We start from the raw sequence: 20,916 nt of genomic DNA on the forward strand, positions 1-20,916 counted from the left end.
ATGAATCCTGAGGAACTGTTCTACAAAGTAGGTGAGTTCGTGGAGGCAACATGGGAAAGGGTAAAAGATTTCACAAACCCAAAACCTCAGGAAAAGCCACCATCCTTTAAGCTTCTGAGAAAGCTCGTAAAAAAGAAGGTTACAGTTCACGAATTATTAGTTCTAAAACTTCAGTTAACTTTTCTTTTCTATATGTTCTTAGCTCTGCTACTTGTGGTTTTCCTGCCAAATGAGTTATATTTAGTTATTTTGACGGCGGTATATTTTATATATCTGAGAGTGATATTCCGCAAATATAGAGAGTTTTTTATTGAACATGAGCCGTATCAGGTATTTTATTATTCCATTAGCATCATAGGATTCCTTGCATTTTTTGGATATGTGCTTTTGAAAAGATTTTCTTTAGACATTCGTTATTCGTTAGGCTATCTTGTCTTTGTTTTTGTTGCCGTTCTAATGTTTAGATTTTATTTTAAATCAAAATACGGCAGAGATTGGACTTATGGTGTTATAGAGGATATTAAAGAAAATGTTGTGAAAATTAGTGTGCATGATGACATCAGAGCAAACGTTAAGCCCGGAGAATACTGGGTTGATAAAGTGCCTGATGTTGAAATCGGAAGAATCGTGAAAGTTTTAGTTGAGGAAAGGGCATTTAGGGGAGCAGTGCCAACAAAGATAATTGAAGTTTATTTAAGCGACCAACCTTCATCGTCAAAAGCCTCAACAGAAGCAAAAGAGGACAAGGAAAGCAACAAAAGCTTGTAAATCCCGGTCCAAGGTTGCTTCTTATAAGTTTTCACAGAGAGCCATTCATTTTCTTTAATCCTCATTAATTCTACGGAATCAGTTGGAGGGGCTATTAGTACTTCTTCATTTTTTTCGTACAATGTAAAGCCGAGTTCTTCTAAAATCTGCCTTATCACTTTTATGGCTTTTCTTCTGTCTCTAAATGTTATTTTGTAGTAGATGGTATAACCCATTTTAAACCCTCATTAGTACTCTTAAAAAAAGTAAGAATAGGAACTTTAAAAAGTTTTCCATTTTACTATTGTAGATTAAAAGAGAAAATCAAAGTTCGCCACAAAGCTCAGCAAAGTTTCTATATATTTCACTTCCCTTTTCTGTGTGTGCAACTTCAGGATGGAACTGGACTCCATAAACAGGCAATTTTTTGTGCTTCATTGCCTCAACTTCACAGAACTCGCTCCTTGCTAAAAGCTCAAAATCCTTTGGCAGTTCTTTCACCTCATCCATATGACTTTCCCAGACCTTTAAACGTCTCGGTAAACCTTTAAAGATGTCATTTTCCTCTAAGATCTCGACCTCAACTAAGCTGTATTCTGCTTTTTCCCCTCTCCCGACTTTTCCGCCAAAATATTTTGCTATTAGCTGGTGGCCGAGGCAAATCCCCAAAATGGGAACATTGAAGTCTTCATAATTTTTGAGTATAGCTTCACAATTACCTGTTCTTTCCAAGCTTGGTCCTCCTGAAAAAATTATCCCCTTTGGCTTCATTGCCCTGATTTCCTCAAGAGGAGTTGTATTTGGTATTATCTTTGCCTCAACGTCTAAGTACCGTAGAGTCCTCCAAATTCTGTGAACGTATTGTCCGTGGTTGTCCATTATGATTATCATCTTCACTCCCTCACTCAAACTCTATCGTTGCAGGAGGCTTGTTTGTTATATCGTAAAGAACTCTACCTACTTGAGGAATTTCGCTTGTAATCCTAAAAGCCATTCTCTGCAGAACTTCCCAGGGAACGTTCATTGCGTTTGCGGTCATCCCATCTAAGCTCTCAACGATTCTAACAGCTATTGTCTCTTTGTAAGCCCTTATATCGCCTTGAACTCCGACAGTCTTTACATTTAAGAGCACGGCAAAAGCCTGCCAAGGTCTTAATTTAGCTTTTTCAACTTCTTCCTCTACTATGGCATTTGCCTCTCTAACAATAGCGACTTTTTCGGGGGTTACTTCACCTAAAACCCTAACAGCCAGTCCTGGCCCTGGAAAAGGCATCCTATTATAGATTTTCTCTGGCAATCCAAGTTCTTTTGCGACTTCTCTCACTTCATCTTTGTACAAATCACGAAGAGGTTCAATCAGCTTTAGATTTAGCCTTTCTGGAAGACCTCCAACGTTGTGGTGGCTCTTTATCTTACCTTTGCTCTCAATCCAGTCTGGAGCAATTGTCCCTTGAATCAAAAACTCTGCATCTATTTCTTTAGCAACTTCTTCAAATACGTCGATGAAAACTTTTCCGATTATCTTTCTCTTCTGCTCTGGATCCACAATTCCCTTCAACGCATTGAAAAAGCGTTCTTGAGCATCAACGTAGATCAAGTTTAACCCAAACTCATCCCTGAATGTTTTTATCACGAATTCTGGTTCTCCTTTCCTTAAAAATCCAGTGTTCACAAAAACAGCGTAAAGTTTATCTCCAATTGCTTTGTGAGCCAAGATAGCTGCTGTTGAGCTATCAACTCCCCCGGACAAAGCTATAATTGCCTTTCCATCTCCAACTTTCTCTCTAATTTCTTTAACTTTCTCTTCGATGAAGCTCTCCCACATGAGCATCACCTTTTTCTTTCAACATTAAAGAGCAAATTTATAAATTTATGCCATGGATTTATTAACATTTTTATGTCAAAATTTCATCCAGTCTATTCTCTTCAATAGCCTGCTTTATCTCTATTGCAATCCTCCTTCCAGTGCTCATTGGCTTTTTATACTTTAACCAGGTGTAAGGGGAACCGTTAATGAAAGGATTCGTTCCTGCAACTATTCTTGCAGAGATCTCAAACACCACAAATTCAAGCTCATCTGTGAGGATTGTCTCTAAGCAAAAAGGTCCCCAAAGACCTCCCATAAGCTTCTCTGCAGCTTTAACAACTCTTTCACCCATCTCTATAACTTTCATCAAAAGGCTCTCCCTCAAGACAATTGGAATGTTCCCCACGACCACGTAGGAATTTTCTAAACTGAGCTCAAGCTGATCTCTTGCCAGAATCCTTCCAATTCCGTCTACATTTGTTTCGTACCTTCTGTCAATGCTCATAAGCTCAAGCCCATCATTGAGCTTTGAGTAGAAGTAGTGTGGATATACTGGAACTCCAATTATGTATTCTTGGATTTGAACCTCCTTAAGCTGCTCTTTATTTTTGATTCCAGCTTTTTCAGCTTTTGTCCAGAAATCTTCAGGATTTTTTGCTAAAAAATAACCTTTTCCACCTTTTGCTCCATGAAATTTAACTATTACAGGCTTGTCAATATTATCGGGGTCGTTGTAGACTCTTGGTATTTTCAGCTTTGCTTTTTCGAGCCATTTTCTCTCTAATTTCCTGTCACTTTCCCACCTAAGGACTGCTTTATTTCCATAGTACAGAACCTTCATGCTCTCAACTTTCTCAATTCCGAGGTGAGCAACAAAAGACCCGTGTGGAATTACTATCGCATTTCTTTTCAAAAGTTCTTCTTCGGGACATTCCCCTATTAAATACTCATCAGCAACTGGAAAATATTTGGTGTATAGAGGTTTGACTTTTTCCCTTCCAAAAGCTACGGTTTTGAATCCCTCATCCTTTGCACCCTTTAAAATCTGAAGTGCCGAATGAGAGGCATAAGTTGCTATCTTCCACTCCATTCACTCACCAAGAAGATGTTAAAATTTTGTATTTTTAAGCTTTATTTTAACAAAAATATGTCTAAAAACAAAGCTTTCAGGCTTAAAATTCAAAAGCCCATTCCGGATAAATGCCATTTAAACAGGCTAAGCATAAATCATCCAGTTCAACGGCATTTATCAAGCCTTCAATGCTCAAATATCTTAAGGAATCTGCCCCAATCTCTTTTCCTATTTCCTTAACGCTTTTCCATGAGGCTATGAGCTCATGTCGTGTTGGTATGTCAATTCCCATATAGCAGGGATATCTTATCGGCGGCGATGCTATTCTGACGTGAACCTCTTTTGCTCCAGCTTTTTTCAGCATTGCAACAATTCTCTTCATTGTGGTGCCTCTTACAATAGAATCATCAATCAAAATTATCCTCTTATCCTTGATGACTTCCTTAACTGGAGAAAGCTTGAGCCTAACTTTAAACTCCCTTTCAAACTGAGTTGGCATTATGAATGTCCTACCGATGTATCTGTTCTTTATTAAGCCTTCTTCATATGGGATTCCGCTTTCCATGGAATATCCTATTGCTGCGGCTCTTCCTGAATCTGGGACGGCTATGACAATATCAGCATTGATATTATCCTCCCTTGCCAGTTGCTTTCCCATTTCAACCCTTGCTTTGTAAACGGTTCTTCCTTCGATAACGCTGTCTGGACGAGCAAAATAAATAAACTCAAAAACACAGTGGGCATGCTTCTTCTTAGTTAAAACCCTATTTTCAACATCATCTGAGACAACAAAAACTTCCCCTGGCTTTACATCTCTTGTTTCAACATCAAACATTCTTAGTGCTGAATCTTCAGAGGCAAAATAATATCCATCCCCAATTCCAAAAGCTAAAGGCCTAAAGCCTAAGGGGTCTCTGGCAACTAAGATTTTCCCATCAAACAGAAAAGCCAAAGAATACGCTCCTTTGACTTCATTAAAAAGCATTCTCATGGCTTCGAATTCATCCTTTGTCTCTGAATAATTTTTGAGAAAAATTAATCCCAAAAGCTCGCTATCGATACTTGTTTTAAATTCGAATTCACCTTCATACTTTCTTCTTAGCGGCAGATAATTAGTTAAAGTTCCATTATGAACCAAGGCAAGTCTTTTCCCACAGCATTCAACTTCAAGGGGATGAGCTTCATTTAATCCACCAAAAGTCGAGTATCTTACATGTCCAATAGAGATATTTGATCTCAGCTTATTCAAAATGTGCCCCCTAAAAACTTCAGCTACAAGACCCAGCCCCTTGTATGTTCTTATTTTATTCCTCCAAACGCTGATTCCTGCACTTTCCTGACCCCTGTGTTGCAAAGCGAGAAGTGCATAGTATGCTTTTCTACTTGCATTCTCTGTTTTTGCTGCAAATATCCCGCACTTCTCTTTCATGCGACCACCATCTTACCAAGTAATAGTTAAGAGGAGCTTTATTTCCACTGGAACTTTACATTCTTATGCTTAAAAACTTTCCCCTATATTTGACATAAATTTGTCTAAAAAAGACTTTTAAATTATAAATTTTAACAAATTTTTGGTGAAGATTATGGAGGTTTATGAAGGAAAAGCCAAGAAAATGATCCCTTTGGATGATGGGAAGTATTTGATGGAGTTTAAAGACGATGCAACAGCTTTTGATGGTAAGAAAAAAGCACAGTTCAAAGGAAAAGGTTGGCTAAATGCCCAGATTTCAGCAAAAATATTCAAGCTTTTAGAGGAGCACGGTATTAAGACACACTTCATTGGCATTGCTGGAGACAACAAACTGATTGTGGAAAAATTGGAAATGTACCCAATTGAAGTTGTTGTTAGAAATATTGTTGCTGGTAGCTTAAAGAGGAAGCTTCCATTAAAAGAGGGAACAGAGTTAAAAGAACCAATTGTTGAGCTCTATTATAAAAGTGATGAGCTTGGAGATCCGATGATAAACTATTATCACGCTAAAATTCTTGGAGTTAGCGAGGAAGAAATTAAAGAAATGGAGAAAATTGCACTTAAAGTAAACGAAGTCCTCAGAGAATACTTCAAAGAAAAGGGAATTCTGCTCGTTGACTTTAAGCTTGAATTCGGCAAAAATGCTAAAGGGGAGATAGTTTTAGCCGATGAAATTAGCCCGGATACATGCAGATTTTGGGATGCAGAGACAAAGAAAAGCTTAGATAAAGATGTTTTTCGCTTTGATAAGGGAGACTTGATTTCGGCATATGAGGAGATTTATAGAAGGATAATGGATTAATTTAGCTTTTTAGAACATGATTTTGTAGTTTTCAATTTTTATTTTGGGTTTTTTAATGACTTTTCCAATCTCATAGCTCAAATAATAGTTGTTGAGAATTTGCAATGTCTCCTCCTTTTCTCCTTGTGAAACTATCACAACAAAACCAATCCCCATATTAAAAACCTTAAACATTTCCTCTAAAGGAACACCATTTTCGTAGATTAATTTAAAAATTCCTCTAATTGGTGGCATTTCAAGGGAAAACCCATATTTTGTGAGCCTCTTTAGGTTTAAAAGCCCTCCACCGGTTATGTGGGCTAACCCCTTAACTTCTACTTTTTCTAAAAGCTCTAAAATTGGCTTTACATAAATCCTTGTCGGCTCAAGCAAATGCTCCCACAGCGTTTTGCCTTCAAATTCATATTCAAGCCCATACTTTGGAATTAAAAGCTTTCTCGCTAAGGTTAGTCCATTAGAGTGAATTCCGGAACTTTCAATGCCGATGACAACATCTCCAGGTTTGATTTTATTCCCTGTGATGACTTTCTCTTTTCCAACGATCCCAATAGCAGTACCCGCCAGGTCAAATCCATTGATTAAGTCGGGCATCACGGCAGTTTCTCCGCCTACAATTGCAATTCCGCTCTGTTTCGCCCCTTCATATAACCCTTTAGCTATTTCTCTGAAAATTTTATCATTGGGATCCCTCACAGCTAAGTAATCAACCAAGGCTATGGGCTCAGCACCAACACAGATTAAATCATTCACATTCATCGCAACCATATCAATTCCGATTGTATCAAACTTCCCAACAGCTTCAGCCACAAGAATTTTTGTCCCCACTCCATCAGTGGTCATAGCTAAGTAGAAATCTCCAAAATCCATTAACGCGGCATAATGACCGATATCCTCAACGGGTTCTCCAATCTTTCCCCTTCTGAACCTGAAGGTTTTTCTTGCGAGTGAAATGATGCTCCTTAATGCCTTTTGTGCTTTTCTCTCATCCACTCCAGCTTGGGCATATGTGAGCATCTGAATCACCAAAGTAAATGGGAAAAATCAGTTTAAAAATTTTGTCATTTTTATGTAAATCCATGTACTATGTGATTTAATATATAATCAATATTTTGTCTAAAAAGAGCTATAAGTATCGGTGGCGATACTAAGTATTGGGGGCGATATCTATGCTCTTTGACCCAAAACCCAAAGTAAAAAGAGAGGACATTTTTGATAGAGAAGAAGAGCTGAAAAAGGTGATGGACTCCATTAAAAATTACCCAATAACACTAATTCTTGGAATCAGGAGAGTTGGTAAGTCATCTGTTCTAAGGGTTGCTCTTAACGAGAGCGATGCAATCGGGATTTATATTGACGCAAGAAAACTGTATATGAATGTTAGTGGATGGATAACAAAGGATGAACTTAAACGCGAGCTTGAAAGTGCCTTGTTAAACCTTAAACCAAAAATATTGAAGTCCCTTCAGTCATATTTCAACTTAGCAAAGTTTTCAATAAAAGGTTTTGAGCTTTCTTTCAGAGAAAAGAGCTTAGCTGACATATTGGAAAATCTTAACGAGTTTGGCGAAGACAGAAATAAGCTCATTGTACTTGCTTTTGATGAGGCCCAGTATCTGAGATTCTACGGAACAAAAGGAGGACGGGAATTCTTAGCCTTGGTTGCCCATGCTTATGATAATCTACCAAACATACACTTTGTTCTCACAGGTTCAGAGATTGGTCTCTTACATGATTTTTTGGGTTTTGAAAACTATGAGGCACTCCTTTTTGGTAGGATATACAATGAAATCACGATAGAGCCATTTACAAGAGAAAAATCCATAGAATTCTTAAAAAAGGGTTTTGATGAAGCTAATTTAAAAGTTAGTGAATGGGAATTAAAAAAAGCCGTTGATGTTTTAGATGGAATTCCCGGCTGGTTGGTTGAATATGGATTTCATTATCTTCACTCGAATGATCCTCAAAAGGCATTAGAGTACACTATGAAGAAAGCACGACAAAGCATATTGGAAGAACTTAAAGAACTTGAAAGAAGAAGTAAGAGGTATACACTGATTTTAAAGGCAGTAGCTTTAGGATTCAATCGCTGGGAAAAAATAAAAGAGTATCTTGAGACGCACAGTGGTAGAATAACAAATGCACGCTTTTCTTCATTGCTTAAAAATCTCGAAAGAATGAGCTGGATAAAGAGTGAACTCAAAGACGGAAAAAAGGTTTATTCAATGACTGATCCTGTGATAGAGCGAGTTTTAAGAGAACTCTGACAGTTTCTAATTTACGCTGAGAAAGTAGATGCTCCCTCCTCAATATGTTTTGTCATTTTTATGTTTAAAAATGCTTAAATATATGCTTAATTTTAACATAACAACGTCAATATTTTTGGGTGGTGGAAATGGCTGAGATTAGAGACGAATTGGGAACTCCTCTAACGGACTCTGCTGTTAAAATTCTCCTCCTCGGAAGCGGTGAGCTTGGAAAGGAAATAGCCATTGAGGCTCAAAGGCTTGGAGTTGAAGTTATTGCCGTTGATAGATATCCCAATGCTCCAGCCATGCAAGTGGCACACAAAAGCTACGTTGGGAATATGAAGGATAAAGACTTCCTGTGGAGCATCGTTGAGAGAGAAAAGCCTGATGCAATAATTCCAGAGATTGAGGCGATAAACTTAGATGCTCTCTTTGAGTTTGAAAAAGAAGGCTATTTTGTCGTTCCAAATGCAAGAGCGACTTGGATCGCTATGCATAGAGAAAGAACAAGGGAAACACTCGCTAAAGAAGCAAAAGTTCCGACATCAAGATACAGGTATGCTACAACCTTAGATGAACTTTATGATGCATGTGAAAAGATTGGCTATCCCTGCCACACAAAGGCAATAATGAGCTCAAGCGGGAAGGGTTCATATTTTGTCAAAGGGCCGGAAGATGTCCCGAAGGCTTGGGAGGAGGCAAAAAAGAAAGCTCGCGGCAGTGCTGACAAAATTATCGTTGAAGAGCACATAGATTTTGAGGTTGAGATAACAGAATTGGCTGTGAGGCACTTAGATGAAAATGGTAAAGTTGTTACCACTTTTCCAAAGCCCGTGGGGCATTATCAGATTAAAGGGGACTACCACTCAAGCTGGCAGCCTGCCGAAATAAGTGAGAAAGCCGAGAGAAAAGTCTACGAAATTGCAAAGAAAATAACAGACGTTCTTGGAGGCTTAGGTTTATTTGGGGTTGAGATGTTCGTTAAAGGGGACAAGGTATGGGCGAATGAAGTTTCACCAAGGCCTCACGATACTGGAATGGCTACTTTGGCCTCTCATCCGACTGGATTCTCAGAGTTCGGTCTTCATGTTAGAGCGGTTTTAGGCCTGCCAATTCCGGCTGTTGAAGAGAATGGCATTAGAAAGTTTCCAATTTTAACCCCAGCGGCAACTCATGTAATTTTAGCAAATCAAGAGGGTTATGCACCAAAGTTTAGAGGGCTGTTCAAAGCCTTAAGGATTCCGAATACAACTGTGAGATTATTCGGAAAGCCTTCAGCTTACAAAGGAAGGAGATTAGGAGTGGCTTTAGCCTGGGACAGAGATGTGCAGGCTGCAAAGAGAAAGGCAGAGCAAGTTGCTCACATGATTGAGCTGAAAACAAGAAGTGGGGAATGGCAAAGCCAAGAATTCATAAAAGAGAAGCACTTGCTTTAGCTTCTCATTCTTTCCCTGTACTCCTCAAGTTTTTTCCTTAAGCTTTCATCTTTTAGCGCCAAAATCTGAATTGCGAGCAAAGCTGCATTTTTTCCATTGTCTATTCCCACCGCAGCAACCGGAACTCCGGGAGGCATCTGAGCTATGCTCAAAAGAGCATCCAATCCTCCAAGCTTGGCCGAAACAGGAACGCCTATGACAGTTTTTGTGGTGTAAGAGGCGATAACTCCGGGCAAGGCTGCGCTTAAACCAGCTATTGCTATGAAAACATCGTAGTCTTTTTTTGCCAGCTCTTCAACCTTCTTTGGGTTTCTGTGAGCTGAGGCAACTTCAACGTCGTATTCAATGCCAAATTCATCCAGCACTTTTGTGACTTTTTCAGCTATGTGAGAGTCACTTTTGCTGCCCATAACAACGAGCACTTTCATGCCACCACCAGCTCGCTTTTCTGTGGTTAAGCTTATAAAGTTTTCGACATATTTATGTTAAAATAAAGCTTAAAAAGTGAAAATTTTAACAAATTTTTGGTGAAGACCATGAAAGTTCTTTTAGTTGGTGCTGGTGGTAGAGAAAGTGCAATTGCCGAAGCCCTCGTAAAAAGCGGTACTAAGCTTTATGTAGTTGCAAAGCATGTTAATCCAGGCATTAAAAGATTAGCTGAATGGTACGGTTTGGCAAAAGAAACAGATGTCAAGAAAATCTTAGATTTTGCTCTAAAGTGGAATGTTGATTTAGCTTTTATCGGTCCGGAGGCTCCGTTAGAGAAAGGTATTGTCAACCTTTTGGAGGAGAACGGCATTCCAACAGTTGGGCCATCAAAAGAGGCTGCCCGGCTTGAGACGAACAAAGCCTTTGCAAGGGCTTTGATGGAAAAGCATAAAATCCCAGGAAGAAAGCTCTTCAAAGTTTTTGATGATGCTAAAGAGATGAGAGCGTGGGTTGATGATTTTGGAAAACCAGTTGTAGTTAAACCCCTCGGATTAACAGGTGGGAAGGGAGTTAAAGTGGTTGGCTACCAGCTTAAGGACAATGAAGAGGCAAAAGAATATGCCGAGCATTTGATTAAAAAAGATGGAAAGGTTTTGATTGAAGAGAGAACGGATGGAGTGGAGTTCACATTTCAGGTGTTTACGGATGGGAAGAGAGTTATTCCAATGCCTTTGGTTCAAGATTATCCACATGCTTATGAGGGTGATGTTGGACCAATAACAGGAGGGATGGGCTCTTATTCGTGTAAAGATCATTTATTGCCGTTTATTACAAAAGAAGATTATGAAAAAGCTCTAAACACTTTGGAAAAAACTATCAGAGCAATGAGAAAAGAGGGAATTCCCTACAAAGGAATTCTCTATGGGCAGTTTATGCTTGCCAAGGATGAGCCTAAAATTATTGAATACAATGCTCGCTTTGGTGATCCAGAAGCAATGAACGTTCTGCCTGTTCTGGAGACTCCGCTTCTTGAAATAGCTGAGGGAATAGTCGATGGAAATCTCAAGAAAGCAGAGTTTGAAAAGAAAGCTGCTGTTGTAAAGTACATTGCACCAAAAGGTTATCCGGAGAATCCAGTAAGAGGGGTTCAAATACAAGTCGATGAAGCTAAAATTTTGGAAAGCGGAGCAAAGATTTACTATGCTTCAATTGATGAGAACTTAACTCTTCTTGGTTCAAGAGCTTTAGCAGTTGTTGGAATTGCTGATTCATTGGAGGAGGCAGAAAAGATTGCTTCGGCTGGAATAAAGCACGTCAAGGGTGAAATCTTCTACCGCAGAGATGTTGGCACCAGAGAGAGTGTTGAGAAGAGGATTAAGATTATGAGAGAGCTTAGGGGTGAGTGAGTTGATTATGAGAGAACAGATTCTGGAAGTTTTGGAAAGATACGATAAGGAGAACATCAGAATTGGTGCCATTGGAAGCCATTCCGCTTTAGATATTGCAGATGGTGCTAAGGAAGAAGGATTTAAAACACTCATAGTTTCCCAAAAAGGGAGACACAGAACTTATGCTCACTACTTCAAGGAAAAGAGGACAAAAGATGGCTTAACTAAGGGTTTCATTGATGAGGTAATAATTTTAGAAAAATTTGCCAAGATAATTGAGATTCAGGAAGAGCTCAGAAGGAAGAACGTCATCTTTGTTCCAAACCGCTCCTTTGTAGTCTACACGGGCATAGATAAGGTTGAGAATGAGTTTTTGATTCCACTCTTTGGAAGCCGTAATTTGCTCAGAAGTGAAGAGAGGAGTGAAGAGAAGAGCTACTACTGGCTCCTTGAAAAAGCTGGCTTGCCCTATCCAGAGAAAATTGAAAATCCAAAGGATATAAACGAGCTCGTTATTGTTAAGCTCCCGCACGCTAAAAAACGCTTGGAGAGAGGATTTTTTACAGCGGCATCCTATAAGGAGTTTAGGGAGAAAGCAGAGCGCTTAATAAAGCTTGGCATAATAACGAAAGAAGACTTGGCCAAAGCGAGGATTGAAAAGTACATTATCGGCCCAGTTTTCAACTTCGACTTCTTCTATTCGCCCATTGATGAAGAGATTGAGCTTTTAGGTATTGACTGGCGCTTTGAGACGAGCTTAGATGGGCATGTCCGCTTACCAGCCCATCAGCAATTGACCCTGCCCGAGCATCAATTTGAGCCCGAATACACTGTCTGCGGTCATGCAAGCTCGACTTTGAGGGAGTCCTTGCTTGAGAAGGTCTTTGATATGGCAGAAAAGTATGTTGAGGCGACGCAAAAATACTATCCGCCTGGAATAATTGGACCCTTCACTTTGCAAACGGCTCTCGACAAGGATTTGAACTTCTACATCTACGATGTAGCCCCAAGAACTGGCGGCGGGACAAACATTCACATGGCTATGGGTCATCCCTATGGAAATGCACTGTGGAGAAAGTCAATGAGCACTGGAAGGAGAATCGCGCTTGAGATTAAGAGGGCTGTTGAACTGGATGAGCTTGAGAAGGTTGTTACATAATTTCTAACTGTTTGGTTACTTTTCAAAATTTTATTTATTTAAAAATTCTAAACTTTGTGAAAAGGGGCCTTTTTAACATTTACTCTTAAGAAATCTATTAACTTCGTCGATATAATAATCATAAGTTTACGAAAATTTTAAGTGTAAATATATTCTTGAATAATATGCCGAGGTAACGATGGGGCAAATAAAAGGTGCTGAACATATGTCAGCAAATATAAGAGACGTCCTTGAGGAATCTATAAAAGTTTCGAAAAATCTAAAAGGAGATATAGCTCTGACAATAATTCTTTTCTTTGTTCTTTCTATTTTTGGATATGTCCAAGCAATGCTCATGAAAAATTTTATAGATTCTCTCGTATCATTACGGGAATTTTCAACAATATTAAAAATTGGCTTGGCTTTGCTGGTTCTTGCATTTTTAAGCTACATAGGAAGTTTTTATGGGGAGTTTATGCTACAGAGGTTGGGGATCAAAGTTTTAAAAATATTTTCTCAAGATTTGGTTTTCTCCATTCATAGAGCAAAACTAGGAAAAATAAGCGGTGGAGACGTGATAGCGAGATTTGTCTCAGACTTGCCAGAGCTCAGTTTGGGATTAGCGGGTCTAATCCCCGGATTAAGTGTTCAGTTGATTAACATTGCAGTAGCAACGTTTACCCTATACTCACTATCTCCCACAATGCTTCTTGTGGCTATTTTGATAATCCCAGTAAATTATACCATCTACAAGAAGGCATCAAAGAAATCCGTTGAATACTCGAAAAGGGAAAGAGAATCGTTGTCAAAAGTAGTTACCGTTACTAAAACAAGCATTGATAATCTTTTCTTCATTAAACGTTTGGATAAGTATGAATATTTTGAAGAGAGATTCTCTATGAGTCTTTCAGAATGGTTAAAGAATATGACAAGATTCCTGCGGGTAAGGATATTCTTTCAGAAATCATATTATTACACAAGCAATATAGCTCGATTGGTAATATTACTTGTTGGTGGATGGCTGGCAACAAAAGGACTCATCTCAGTGGGAGCAATCGTAGCTTTTACGAACTATTTACCACAATTCTATGAACCTCTCACTAATTTGGCCAATTCTTTTACCTATCTCAATGCACTCATCCCTTATGTAGAGCGCTATAAGGAGATAGTAAACATTGAGAAGGAAGACCTTGATAAGGGGCATGAGTTGAAATCAATCAAAAGCATTGAATGTAAAAATGTAAGTGTTGGCATTTTAAGTAACGTGACCCTAGAACTCAAAAAGAACGAAACCATTGGAATCGTTGGACCCATAGGTTCGGGAAAAACGACCTTAGCTTTAACACTTGTTAGATTGTATGAACCAGAGAGTGGCTACATTTTAATAAATGGGAAAGATTACCGGGTTTACAGTCTCAGGTCTCTAAGAAGGAGGATATATTACCTACCATCTAAAGACTTGATTTTTGATGGAACTTTAAAGGAGAATTTGATTCTTGGAGAAGAGTATCAAGAGGATGAGGTTATTCATGTTCTTAAGATTGTAGGAATAGATTTTGCTGAACTTGATGACTATATAAATAGTAAAGCTCTTTCTGAAGGACAAAGACAAAAAATAGCATTAGCTAGGGCCCTTTTAAGAAAACCGGACATTTTAATACTTGACGAGGCGACAAACAGTCTTGATGTTCAAAATGAGGCTCAAGTCCTCAAAAAAATTCGAGAGTTTTTAAAGGACTCGACTTTAATTATAATATCTCATCGTTTAACCGCTCTAAAAAATGCCGATAAAATATTTGTTTTAGATAGGGGAAAGATTATTGATTCTGGCAAACACGATGAACTCTATGAAAGATGCTCCTTGTACAGAGGACTTGTTGAAAAATCAAGAGTCTCTTAGGGACTATAACTCAAAGTATGTCTTGGACGAGTTGTTTTAAAATTAAGGGAGTCTAGGCATTTTAGTGGAGATGGTTATTGTTGTCATTCCATACTTTACTTATGTTATTTATTGAGATATGTGAGTGAAGAAAGTTTTGGTTAACATTTTTATGTCAAAATAAACCTTAAAAACTGTTAATTTTTTACATATTTTTGATAAGGTGATGCTCATGAAATACAGGGCAAAAATTATCGTTCGCTTAAAGGAAGGGCTTAACGACCCGGAAGGGAGGGTAATTGGAAAGACTTTGAAGAATTTAGGTTACAAAATTGAAGACTTAAAAGTGCCGAAATACTTTGAGCTCGTTTTTGAGAGCGAAAATCCAGAGAAGGATGTTAAGGAGATGTGCAAACGCCTGCTTGCAAATCCAGTTATCCACACCTACGAGTATCAAATCGAGCCCTTAGGTGAGTGAAATGCCAAAGTTCGCTGTCATAGTGTTTCCAGGGACAAACTGCGACTTTGAAACAGCTGAAGCAATTAAAAAAGCTGGTGGAAAAGCGGAGAGAGTCTGGTATAAGGAAAGCTTGAAAGACTTTGATGGTGTTGTTTTGCCCGGCGGCTTTAGCTATGCTGATTACCTAAGGGCTGGAGCGATAAGTGCGAGAGCTGAGATAATGGAGGAAGTCAAAGAGCTTGCTAAAGATGGAAAGCCAGTGCTCGGGATATGCAATGGCTTTCAAATTCTAACTGAAGCTAAGCTTTTGTCCGGTGCTTTGAGACCAAACAAAATTCCAAGGTTCCTTTGCAGGTGGGTCTATCTTAGGGTTGCAGACACTGAAACCGCTTTTACGGGATTTTACAAAGAAGGGGAGGTCATTAGGATGCCAATAGCTCATGCTGAGGGTAATTATTACACCAATGATCTGAGCAAAGTTAGGATAGTCTTTCAATACAGCGATGAGAATGGGAATATTAACGAAGAAGCAAACCCCAATGGTTCTATTCTCAACATAGCAGGAATAAGCAATGAAAAGGGCAACGTCTTGGGAATGATGCCGCATCCGGAGAGAGCGAGCGACAGATGGTTAGGAAGTGAGGATGGGTTGAGAGTCTTCAAATCTATGGTGGAGTACGCCAAAAGGTGATCGTGATGTTTCCTCACAAGGAAAAATTTGTCCGCGAAAAGCTCGGAAGAGAGCCTAATGAATTAGAATGGGCAATGATTGAAGTAATGTGGAGCGAGCATGCCTCATATAAATCAAGCCGCAAGTGGCTCAAACTTTTACCAACTAAAAATGAGCATGTCATTTTAGGGCCGGGAGAAGATGCTGGGGTTGTAAAGTTTGACGAAAATACTGCAATAGTCGTTGGAATCGAAAGTCACAATCATCCAAGTGCAGTGGAGCCCTATGGTGGAGCAGCAACAGGTGTCGGCGGAATTGTGAGGGATATACTGTGTATGGGCGCTCGTCCTATAGCTCTGCTCGACCCAATACGCTTTGGCCCATTGGAGAAGGAACGCAATAGGTATCTCTTCGAGTACGTCGTTAAGGGGATAGCTGACTACGGCAACAGGATAGGGGTTCCTACTGTTGGCGGCGAAACGGAGTTTGATGAGAGCTTGGACGGCTATACATTGGTGAATGTTGCATGCATTGGCATAATGCATCCAAATGAGTTAGTCCACAGCTATGTAACCGAGAGTGGTTTGCTTTTGGTTTTAGTTGGGAACAAAACCGGAAGGGATGGAATTTATGGAGTGACTTTTGCGAGTGAGGAGCTGAGCAAAAACGCTGAGGAGGAAGATCGCTCCGCTGTGCAGATTCCGGATCCGTTCACTGAAAAGCTTTTAATTGAAGCGACCCTTGAAGCAGTAAAGACGGGTAAAGTTAAAGCCCTCAAAGATTTAGGTGGGGGAGGCTTAACCTGTGCATCTTCAGAAATGGCTGGAAAGAAAGGATTTGGTGCAGTCATTTATGCAGATAAGGTGCTACAAAGAGAACCTAATATGACTGCAATGGAGGTAATGATTTCAGAGAGTCAGGAGAGGATGCTTTTTGCTATTAAAAAGGAAGATTTGGAAGATATGTCAAAGATTTTTGAGAAGTATGAACTTGAGTGGACAGTTGTTGGAGAGATAATAGACAAGCCAAGATACCTTGTTTACTGGGGTAAAGAAAAAGTTGCTGATTTGCCAATTGATCTGCTCACAGAAGTTCCAATAATAGAGTGGGAAGCCAAGCCGTACAGTGTTGAAAGAGACGTCCAAACTCCTGAAATCTCTCCGCAGGATGCTTTTCTTAAAGTTCTCTCAAGCCCAAACATATTAAGCAAAGAATGGGTTTACAGGCAGTATGACCATGAAGTTCAAGGAAGGACAGTTCTAAAGCCCGGTCTGGATGCGGCTGTGCTGAAAATAAACGATGAATACGGCTTAGCTTTTGTGAGCGATGGGAATCCCTCCTATTCCTATCTGAACCCCTACCACGGTGCAATGGCTTGTGTAGTTGAAGCTGTTAGGAATCTTACTTCTGTTGGTGCTAAACCTCTGTCTTTAGTTGATAACTTAAACTTTGCCTCCCCAGAGAGACCTGAGGTGTATTGGAGCTTCATCGAGACGGTTAAAGGACTCAGAGATGCGGCAAATACCTTTGGATTAGCCTATGTCAGCGGTAACGTGAGCTTTTACAACGAGGTTGGCAACAAACCGATAAAGCCAACTCCGGTAGTTGCGGCTTTAGGAAAGGTCAAGCTTGAGCACATTACAACCATGGACTTTAAGGATGAAGGAGAGCTCATTGCTATCGTTGGGGTTACAAAGAAGGAATTGGGGGGAAGTGAGCTCTATAGAGTTTTGGGCATTGAAGGTGGAATCGCTCCGAGAGTTGACTTAAAAGCGGAGAAAGAAAACGTTGAAGGCATTTTAAAGGCAATTGAGCATGGATCAGTAAAAACTGTCCATGACGTAAGCAGGGGAGGTTTGGCGATAGCTTTAGCTGAGATGGCAATAGCGAGCGGATTGGGCTTTGAGGTTGACATAAGTAAAGTTCCAGTGGAAGCAAAGCTCTCTCCCTTAGAAGTGCTGTTTTCAGAAAGTCAAGCAAGATTTATAGTCAGCTTTGAAGAAGAAAACCTTGAAAAGCTCAGGAAAATTTTCAAAGACTTTGCAGTTATAGGAGAAGTTAAAGGCAGAGAAATGGTGTTTAAGAGCAATGAGGACAAAGTAATTGGGGTAAGTGTAAAAGAAGGGAGAAAAATTTACGGTTCACTTCCAAGGCTTCTTGGAGAGTAACTTTTCTTTTTATTTTCCAACTGGATAGTTTGGTGCTTCGTTCGTTATGAAGATGTCGTGTGGATGGCTTTCCCTGAGCCCGGCATGTGTTATTATCACAAACTCCCCTTTTTCTTTCAGCTCTTGAATGTTCTTTGCTCCAACGTACCCCATTCCAGCTCTTAGACCTCCAATGAGCTGGTATAGGACTTCACTAACACTCCCCTTATAAGGAACAACCCCTTCAACGCCCTCCGGGACGAACTTTCTTGTCTTCATGTGACCTCCCTGATAATATCTCTCTGCTCCTCCTTTCATCATTGCCCCTAAAGAACCCATTCCCCTGTACTGTTTGTATTTCCTTCCGTTGATAATTACCTCTTTTCCTGGAGCTTCCTTTGTTCCGGCTAAGAGATTCCCAAGCATTACAGCATCAGCCCCAGCTGCAATGGCTTTTACGATATCTCCAGAGTACTTGATCCCTCCATCTGCAATGACCTTAATTCCGTATTCTCCTGCCCTGTCTGCTACCAGTGCTATTGCTGTGATTTGAGGAACACCCACTCCAGCCACCACTCTTGTTGTGCATATGCTCCCTGGTCCTATTCCAACTTTAATGGCATCTGCAAAGGTAAGATCATCAACTGCCTTTGGATTTGCAATGTTTCCAACTATTAAGTCAGCGTCAACTTTAGCTCTAATCTCCTTCATGGACTTTATTGCCTTAAGGTTATGCGCATGGGCAGTGTCAATGACTATGACATCGGCCCCTGCTCTGTCTAATGCCAAAGCTCTCTTCAGATCAAAAGGTCCAACAGCTGCAGCTACCAGCAGATCGCCGTTTTCATCTCTCACAGCATTCTTGAACTTTTTCCTCAAAACAAGATCGCTCATCGTTATTAGACCAATAAGCTTGCCTTTTTTGTTCACAACTGGCAATCTGTCAATTCTATTTTTTACCATTATTTTCATAGCCTCTTCAACGCTTATGTCCTCTTCAACTGTTATCACTTCTTTAGTCATGATGTCTTTCACTTTCTGCCCTTCTTTTGCTGCAATATCCTTCTTAGATACTATCCCAACAACTTTTCCATCTTTGATGACTGGCAGTCCATCGATGTCGTGCTTCTCCATTAAGAAAAGTGCGTAGTCTAAAGTCTCGTCTGGACTTATGGTTATGACGTCTTCAATTATAAAGCGCTCTGCCTTTTTGACTTTTTTGACCATCTCAACCTGCTCTCCTATGCTCATGTTCCTGTGAATAACTCCTAAACCGCCTTCTCTTGCCATCGCTACTGCCATCTCCCATTCTGTAACAGTGTCCATCGCTGCGCTCAGAATTGGGATGTTGAGCTTTATGTTCGGCGTAATTTGGGTAGAAACATCAACGTCTTTGGGCTCAACTTCAGTTGCCTGGGGGATCAAAAGAACATCATCAAAGGTGTAACCCCTAATTGCATTAACAAATTTTTGTTCAAATTTGCCCATATTATCCCTTCCTCCATCCACTTTTTAACATAAACCTGACAAAGGGTTTTTAAGGTTTTTGTATATGAATTTATGACGTCATGAAATCCTCAGAAAATGGCATATTCATGAAAAATAAATCAACTGTCCGAGTTTCAATGCAAAGCAATTTTTAACAACATTTTTTTGGCATGTTTGAAATTTCTCGAATGTTTTTGCACAGTTTGACAACTTTACAAAGGTAAAGCTTATAAACTCAAGGCGATGCCTAAGAACGAACATTCCCCGAGGTGAGGACAATGAACAAGACAAAGAAGATACTTGCCCACATAGCACCAATCGCAATCGTTTTAGCATTATTAGCACTTGCATGAAAATCTGACAATCATGCTCATCATTCATTCCAATTTTTTGTCTTTTCTCTTTTCTATTCCTATGATTCATGAAATATTTGACAACAAATTTGCCAAAAAGTATAATAAACAGTCAGCTTATCCTTTAGCGGTGATTTCCATGGTAAGGGGGGAGTACGAAACCAATTAAAAAAGAAATTAGAAAAGCCTATTCTGAAGCAGAGATTTTGGGAGAAATTTTAAGAGAAGGAATTTATTGGGCTTTTATGGGCCGCCCGTTTGAGGTGCTGCCGTTTTTGAGGGGCAAACTTTTGAGTGAAGCAGCAAAGCTCAACGGTGCAAGTGAAAATGCAAGGCTTGAAATTGAAAGGCTTTTGAAAGAGCTTGAAGGACTTTATAAAGAAATCAGCATGTCAGAAAAGGTCAGTGAAGAGCAGATAGAGGCTGTTTTGTCCTATAGGGAGAAACTCTTTAAGATTGTGTATGGTTGAGGTAGGTTTATAACCTTCCTCCCTTCTATTATTCTTGGGATGATGACGGAGATTTCGCCCGATGGATGAGGACACTCGCATGGGCTGACCTATCTCCATATAAGCTTTTCTTTCTTGAGATTTGGCTAAGTTTGTGCATCTTTTAAGAAGGGTCTCTTTAGCAATATTTTCTTATCTCAAGCTTGTAGTTTAAGCTTCGTTTTCTTATTTTTGCACGTTAGCGCGGTTGTAGTGAGCTTTCAAAAATACGCCAATTACAGAGAAAACACTTTACAAACAGCTTTTTTAGAAGGATACACGAACCTTGATCAAACTTCGCTTTTTCGAAGTTTGTTAGAGAAAGGTTTATAAATACTCTCCATGAACAGCCTAAGGAACTTCACGATAATGGGATTAAAAACCCCGCTTCTTGGAGGTGTTGGAAATGGAAGCTGTCAAGATACCAGTCTGTACGTCATGTGGAAAGGAGATAACTCCAAGGGAGCACGCGACACACTTCATCTGCCCCAACTGTGGGGAGGAGATAATCTGGAGATGTGAAAGCTGCCGCGTATTGGGGGCAACGTACAAATGCCCCAAGTGCGGATGGGAAGGACCATAAAGAGGTGATTTAAATGAGCGATTTCAACATTGTTGGTGTTATTAAGGTTATGCCCACAAGCCCAGAGGTTGATCTGGACAAGCTTGAGGAAAACATAAAGAAGGCAATACCAGAGAAGTACGGTTTCGTTAAGATTGAAAGGGAGCCAATAGCATTCGGTTTGGTTGCTCTTAAAGTTTACGTCCTTGCCAAGGACGAGGAAGGCTACTCCCTTGACGAAGTTGCCGATGCATTCAGAAAGGTTGAAGACGTTGAGAGCGCCGAGGTAGAAAGCGTCTCAAGAATTTGATAAATGGGGCAAATGCCCCACAG

At 39.8% G+C, this 20,916-nt stretch carries 20 protein-coding genes; 13 read left to right on the top strand and 7 right to left on the bottom strand.

What is annotated here, in order from left to right; genetic code table 11:
- On the top strand, window positions 1-768 hold the full coding sequence (locus TERMP_RS10055) for a DUF2101 family protein (RefSeq protein WP_013468299.1): 768 nt from the start codon (window positions 1-3) through the stop codon (window positions 766-768).
- Between the two features lie 303 nt (window positions 769-1,071).
- Here TERMP_RS10055 and TERMP_RS10060 read toward each other — a convergent pair whose 3' ends face one another.
- From TERMP_RS10060 to purF, 4 genes are all read right to left on the bottom strand, one after another.
- The gene (locus tag TERMP_RS10060; protein ID WP_013468300.1) at window positions 1,072-1,638 is read right to left on the bottom strand and encodes a GMP synthase subunit A; all 567 of its coding nucleotides are present in this window, start codon (window positions 1,636-1,638) and stop codon (window positions 1,072-1,074) included.
- A gap of 10 nt (window positions 1,639-1,648) precedes the next feature.
- Window positions 1,649-2,572: a glutamine-hydrolyzing GMP synthase gene (guaA, locus tag TERMP_RS10065; protein WP_013468301.1), complete on the bottom strand. Its 924-nt coding sequence runs from the start codon at window positions 2,570-2,572 to the stop codon at window positions 1,649-1,651.
- Between the two features lie 70 nt (window positions 2,573-2,642).
- Window positions 2,643-3,644 carry a formate--phosphoribosylaminoimidazolecarboxamide ligase gene (locus TERMP_RS10070; RefSeq protein WP_013468302.1) on the bottom strand — a complete coding sequence of 334 codons (1,002 nt, stop codon included), beginning with the start codon at window positions 3,642-3,644 and terminating at the stop codon, window positions 2,643-2,645.
- 82 nt (window positions 3,645-3,726) lie between these two features.
- Complete coding sequence (gene purF, locus TERMP_RS10075; protein ID WP_013468303.1) at window positions 3,727-5,055, bottom strand: amidophosphoribosyltransferase; 1,329 nt, start codon at window positions 5,053-5,055, stop codon at window positions 3,727-3,729.
- A gap of 154 nt (window positions 5,056-5,209) precedes the next feature.
- On the opposite strand from purF, the gene purC reads away from it, so the two are divergent.
- The gene (gene purC / locus TERMP_RS10080) at window positions 5,210-5,899 is read left to right on the top strand and encodes a phosphoribosylaminoimidazolesuccinocarboxamide synthase (RefSeq protein WP_013468304.1); all 690 of its coding nucleotides are present in this window, start codon (window positions 5,210-5,212) and stop codon (window positions 5,897-5,899) included.
- A gap of 9 nt (window positions 5,900-5,908) precedes the next feature.
- Here the strand turns inward: purC and purM are convergent, their stop codons facing one another.
- On the bottom strand, window positions 5,909-6,913 hold the full coding sequence (purM, locus tag TERMP_RS10085) for a phosphoribosylformylglycinamidine cyclo-ligase (protein WP_013468305.1): 1,005 nt from the start codon (window positions 6,911-6,913) through the stop codon (window positions 5,909-5,911).
- Between the two features lie 152 nt (window positions 6,914-7,065).
- Between purM and TERMP_RS10090 the strand changes: the two genes are divergently transcribed.
- Window positions 7,066-8,163, top strand: a complete 1,098-nt coding sequence (locus TERMP_RS10090) for an AAA family ATPase (RefSeq protein ID WP_013468306.1) — start codon at window positions 7,066-7,068, stop codon at window positions 8,161-8,163.
- Window positions 8,164-8,291: 128 nt separating this feature from the next.
- Window positions 8,292-9,581: a phosphoribosylglycinamide formyltransferase 2 gene (purT, locus tag TERMP_RS10095; RefSeq protein WP_013468307.1), complete on the top strand. Its 1,290-nt coding sequence runs from the start codon at window positions 8,292-8,294 to the stop codon at window positions 9,579-9,581.
- Here purT and purE read toward each other — a convergent pair.
- Window positions 9,578-10,009: a 5-(carboxyamino)imidazole ribonucleotide mutase gene (purE, locus tag TERMP_RS10100; RefSeq protein WP_048159848.1), complete on the bottom strand. Its 432-nt coding sequence runs from the start codon at window positions 10,007-10,009 to the stop codon at window positions 9,578-9,580. The genes purT and purE overlap by 4 nt on opposite strands.
- Before the next feature lie 108 nt (window positions 10,010-10,117).
- Between purE and purD the strand changes: the two genes are divergently transcribed.
- From purD to purL, 6 genes are all read left to right on the top strand, one after another.
- On the top strand, window positions 10,118-11,416 hold the full coding sequence (gene purD, locus TERMP_RS10105; protein WP_013468309.1) for a phosphoribosylamine--glycine ligase: 1,299 nt from the start codon (window positions 10,118-10,120) through the stop codon (window positions 11,414-11,416).
- A 1-nt stretch (window position 11,417) separates the two neighbouring features.
- Window positions 11,418-12,557, top strand: coding sequence for a formate--phosphoribosylaminoimidazolecarboxamide ligase family protein (locus tag TERMP_RS10110; protein ID WP_013468310.1), 1,140 nt, complete (start codon window positions 11,418-11,420; stop codon window positions 12,555-12,557).
- Between the two features lie 205 nt (window positions 12,558-12,762).
- Window positions 12,763-14,436: an ABC transporter ATP-binding protein gene (locus TERMP_RS10115; protein ID WP_013468311.1), complete on the top strand. Its 1,674-nt coding sequence runs from the start codon at window positions 12,763-12,765 to the stop codon at window positions 14,434-14,436.
- Window positions 14,437-14,647: 211 nt separating this feature from the next.
- A complete protein-coding gene (gene purS, locus TERMP_RS10120; RefSeq protein WP_013468312.1) occupies window positions 14,648-14,893 on the top strand; it encodes a phosphoribosylformylglycinamidine synthase subunit PurS in 246 nt (81 codons plus the stop codon).
- Window position 14,894: 1 nt separating this feature from the next.
- Window positions 14,895-15,566 (top strand): phosphoribosylformylglycinamidine synthase I, encoded by a 672-nt coding sequence (purQ, locus tag TERMP_RS10125; RefSeq protein WP_013468313.1) that lies wholly within the window; start codon window positions 14,895-14,897, stop codon window positions 15,564-15,566.
- A 5-nt stretch (window positions 15,567-15,571) separates the two neighbouring features.
- Window positions 15,572-17,713 carry a phosphoribosylformylglycinamidine synthase subunit PurL gene (gene purL / locus TERMP_RS10130; RefSeq protein ID WP_013468314.1) on the top strand — a complete coding sequence of 714 codons (2,142 nt, stop codon included), beginning with the start codon at window positions 15,572-15,574 and terminating at the stop codon, window positions 17,711-17,713.
- 9 nt (window positions 17,714-17,722) lie between these two features.
- On the opposite strand, the gene guaB is transcribed toward purL, so the two are convergent.
- Window positions 17,723-19,180, bottom strand: coding sequence for an IMP dehydrogenase (gene guaB / locus TERMP_RS10135; protein ID WP_013468315.1), 1,458 nt, complete (start codon window positions 19,178-19,180; stop codon window positions 17,723-17,725).
- A 598-nt stretch (window positions 19,181-19,778) separates the two neighbouring features.
- Between guaB and TERMP_RS10140 the strand changes: the two genes are divergently transcribed.
- From TERMP_RS10140 to TERMP_RS10145, 3 genes are all read left to right on the top strand, one after another.
- Window positions 19,779-20,003, top strand: a complete 225-nt coding sequence (locus TERMP_RS10140; protein ID WP_235507117.1) for a hypothetical protein — start codon at window positions 19,779-19,781, stop codon at window positions 20,001-20,003.
- Window positions 20,004-20,427: 424 nt separating this feature from the next.
- Window positions 20,428-20,604 carry a zinc finger domain-containing protein gene (locus tag TERMP_RS11440; protein ID WP_013468317.1) on the top strand — a complete coding sequence of 59 codons (177 nt, stop codon included), beginning with the start codon at window positions 20,428-20,430 and terminating at the stop codon, window positions 20,602-20,604.
- A gap of 13 nt (window positions 20,605-20,617) precedes the next feature.
- Window positions 20,618-20,893 (top strand): elongation factor 1-beta, encoded by a 276-nt coding sequence (locus tag TERMP_RS10145; protein ID WP_013468318.1) that lies wholly within the window; start codon window positions 20,618-20,620, stop codon window positions 20,891-20,893.
- Window positions 20,894-20,916: the final 23 nt, after the last annotated feature.

This window comes from Thermococcus barophilus MP, from assembly GCF_000151105.2.
In the GTDB taxonomy this organism is placed as follows: Archaea; Methanobacteriota_B; Thermococci; order Thermococcales; family Thermococcaceae; genus Thermococcus_B; species Thermococcus_B barophilus.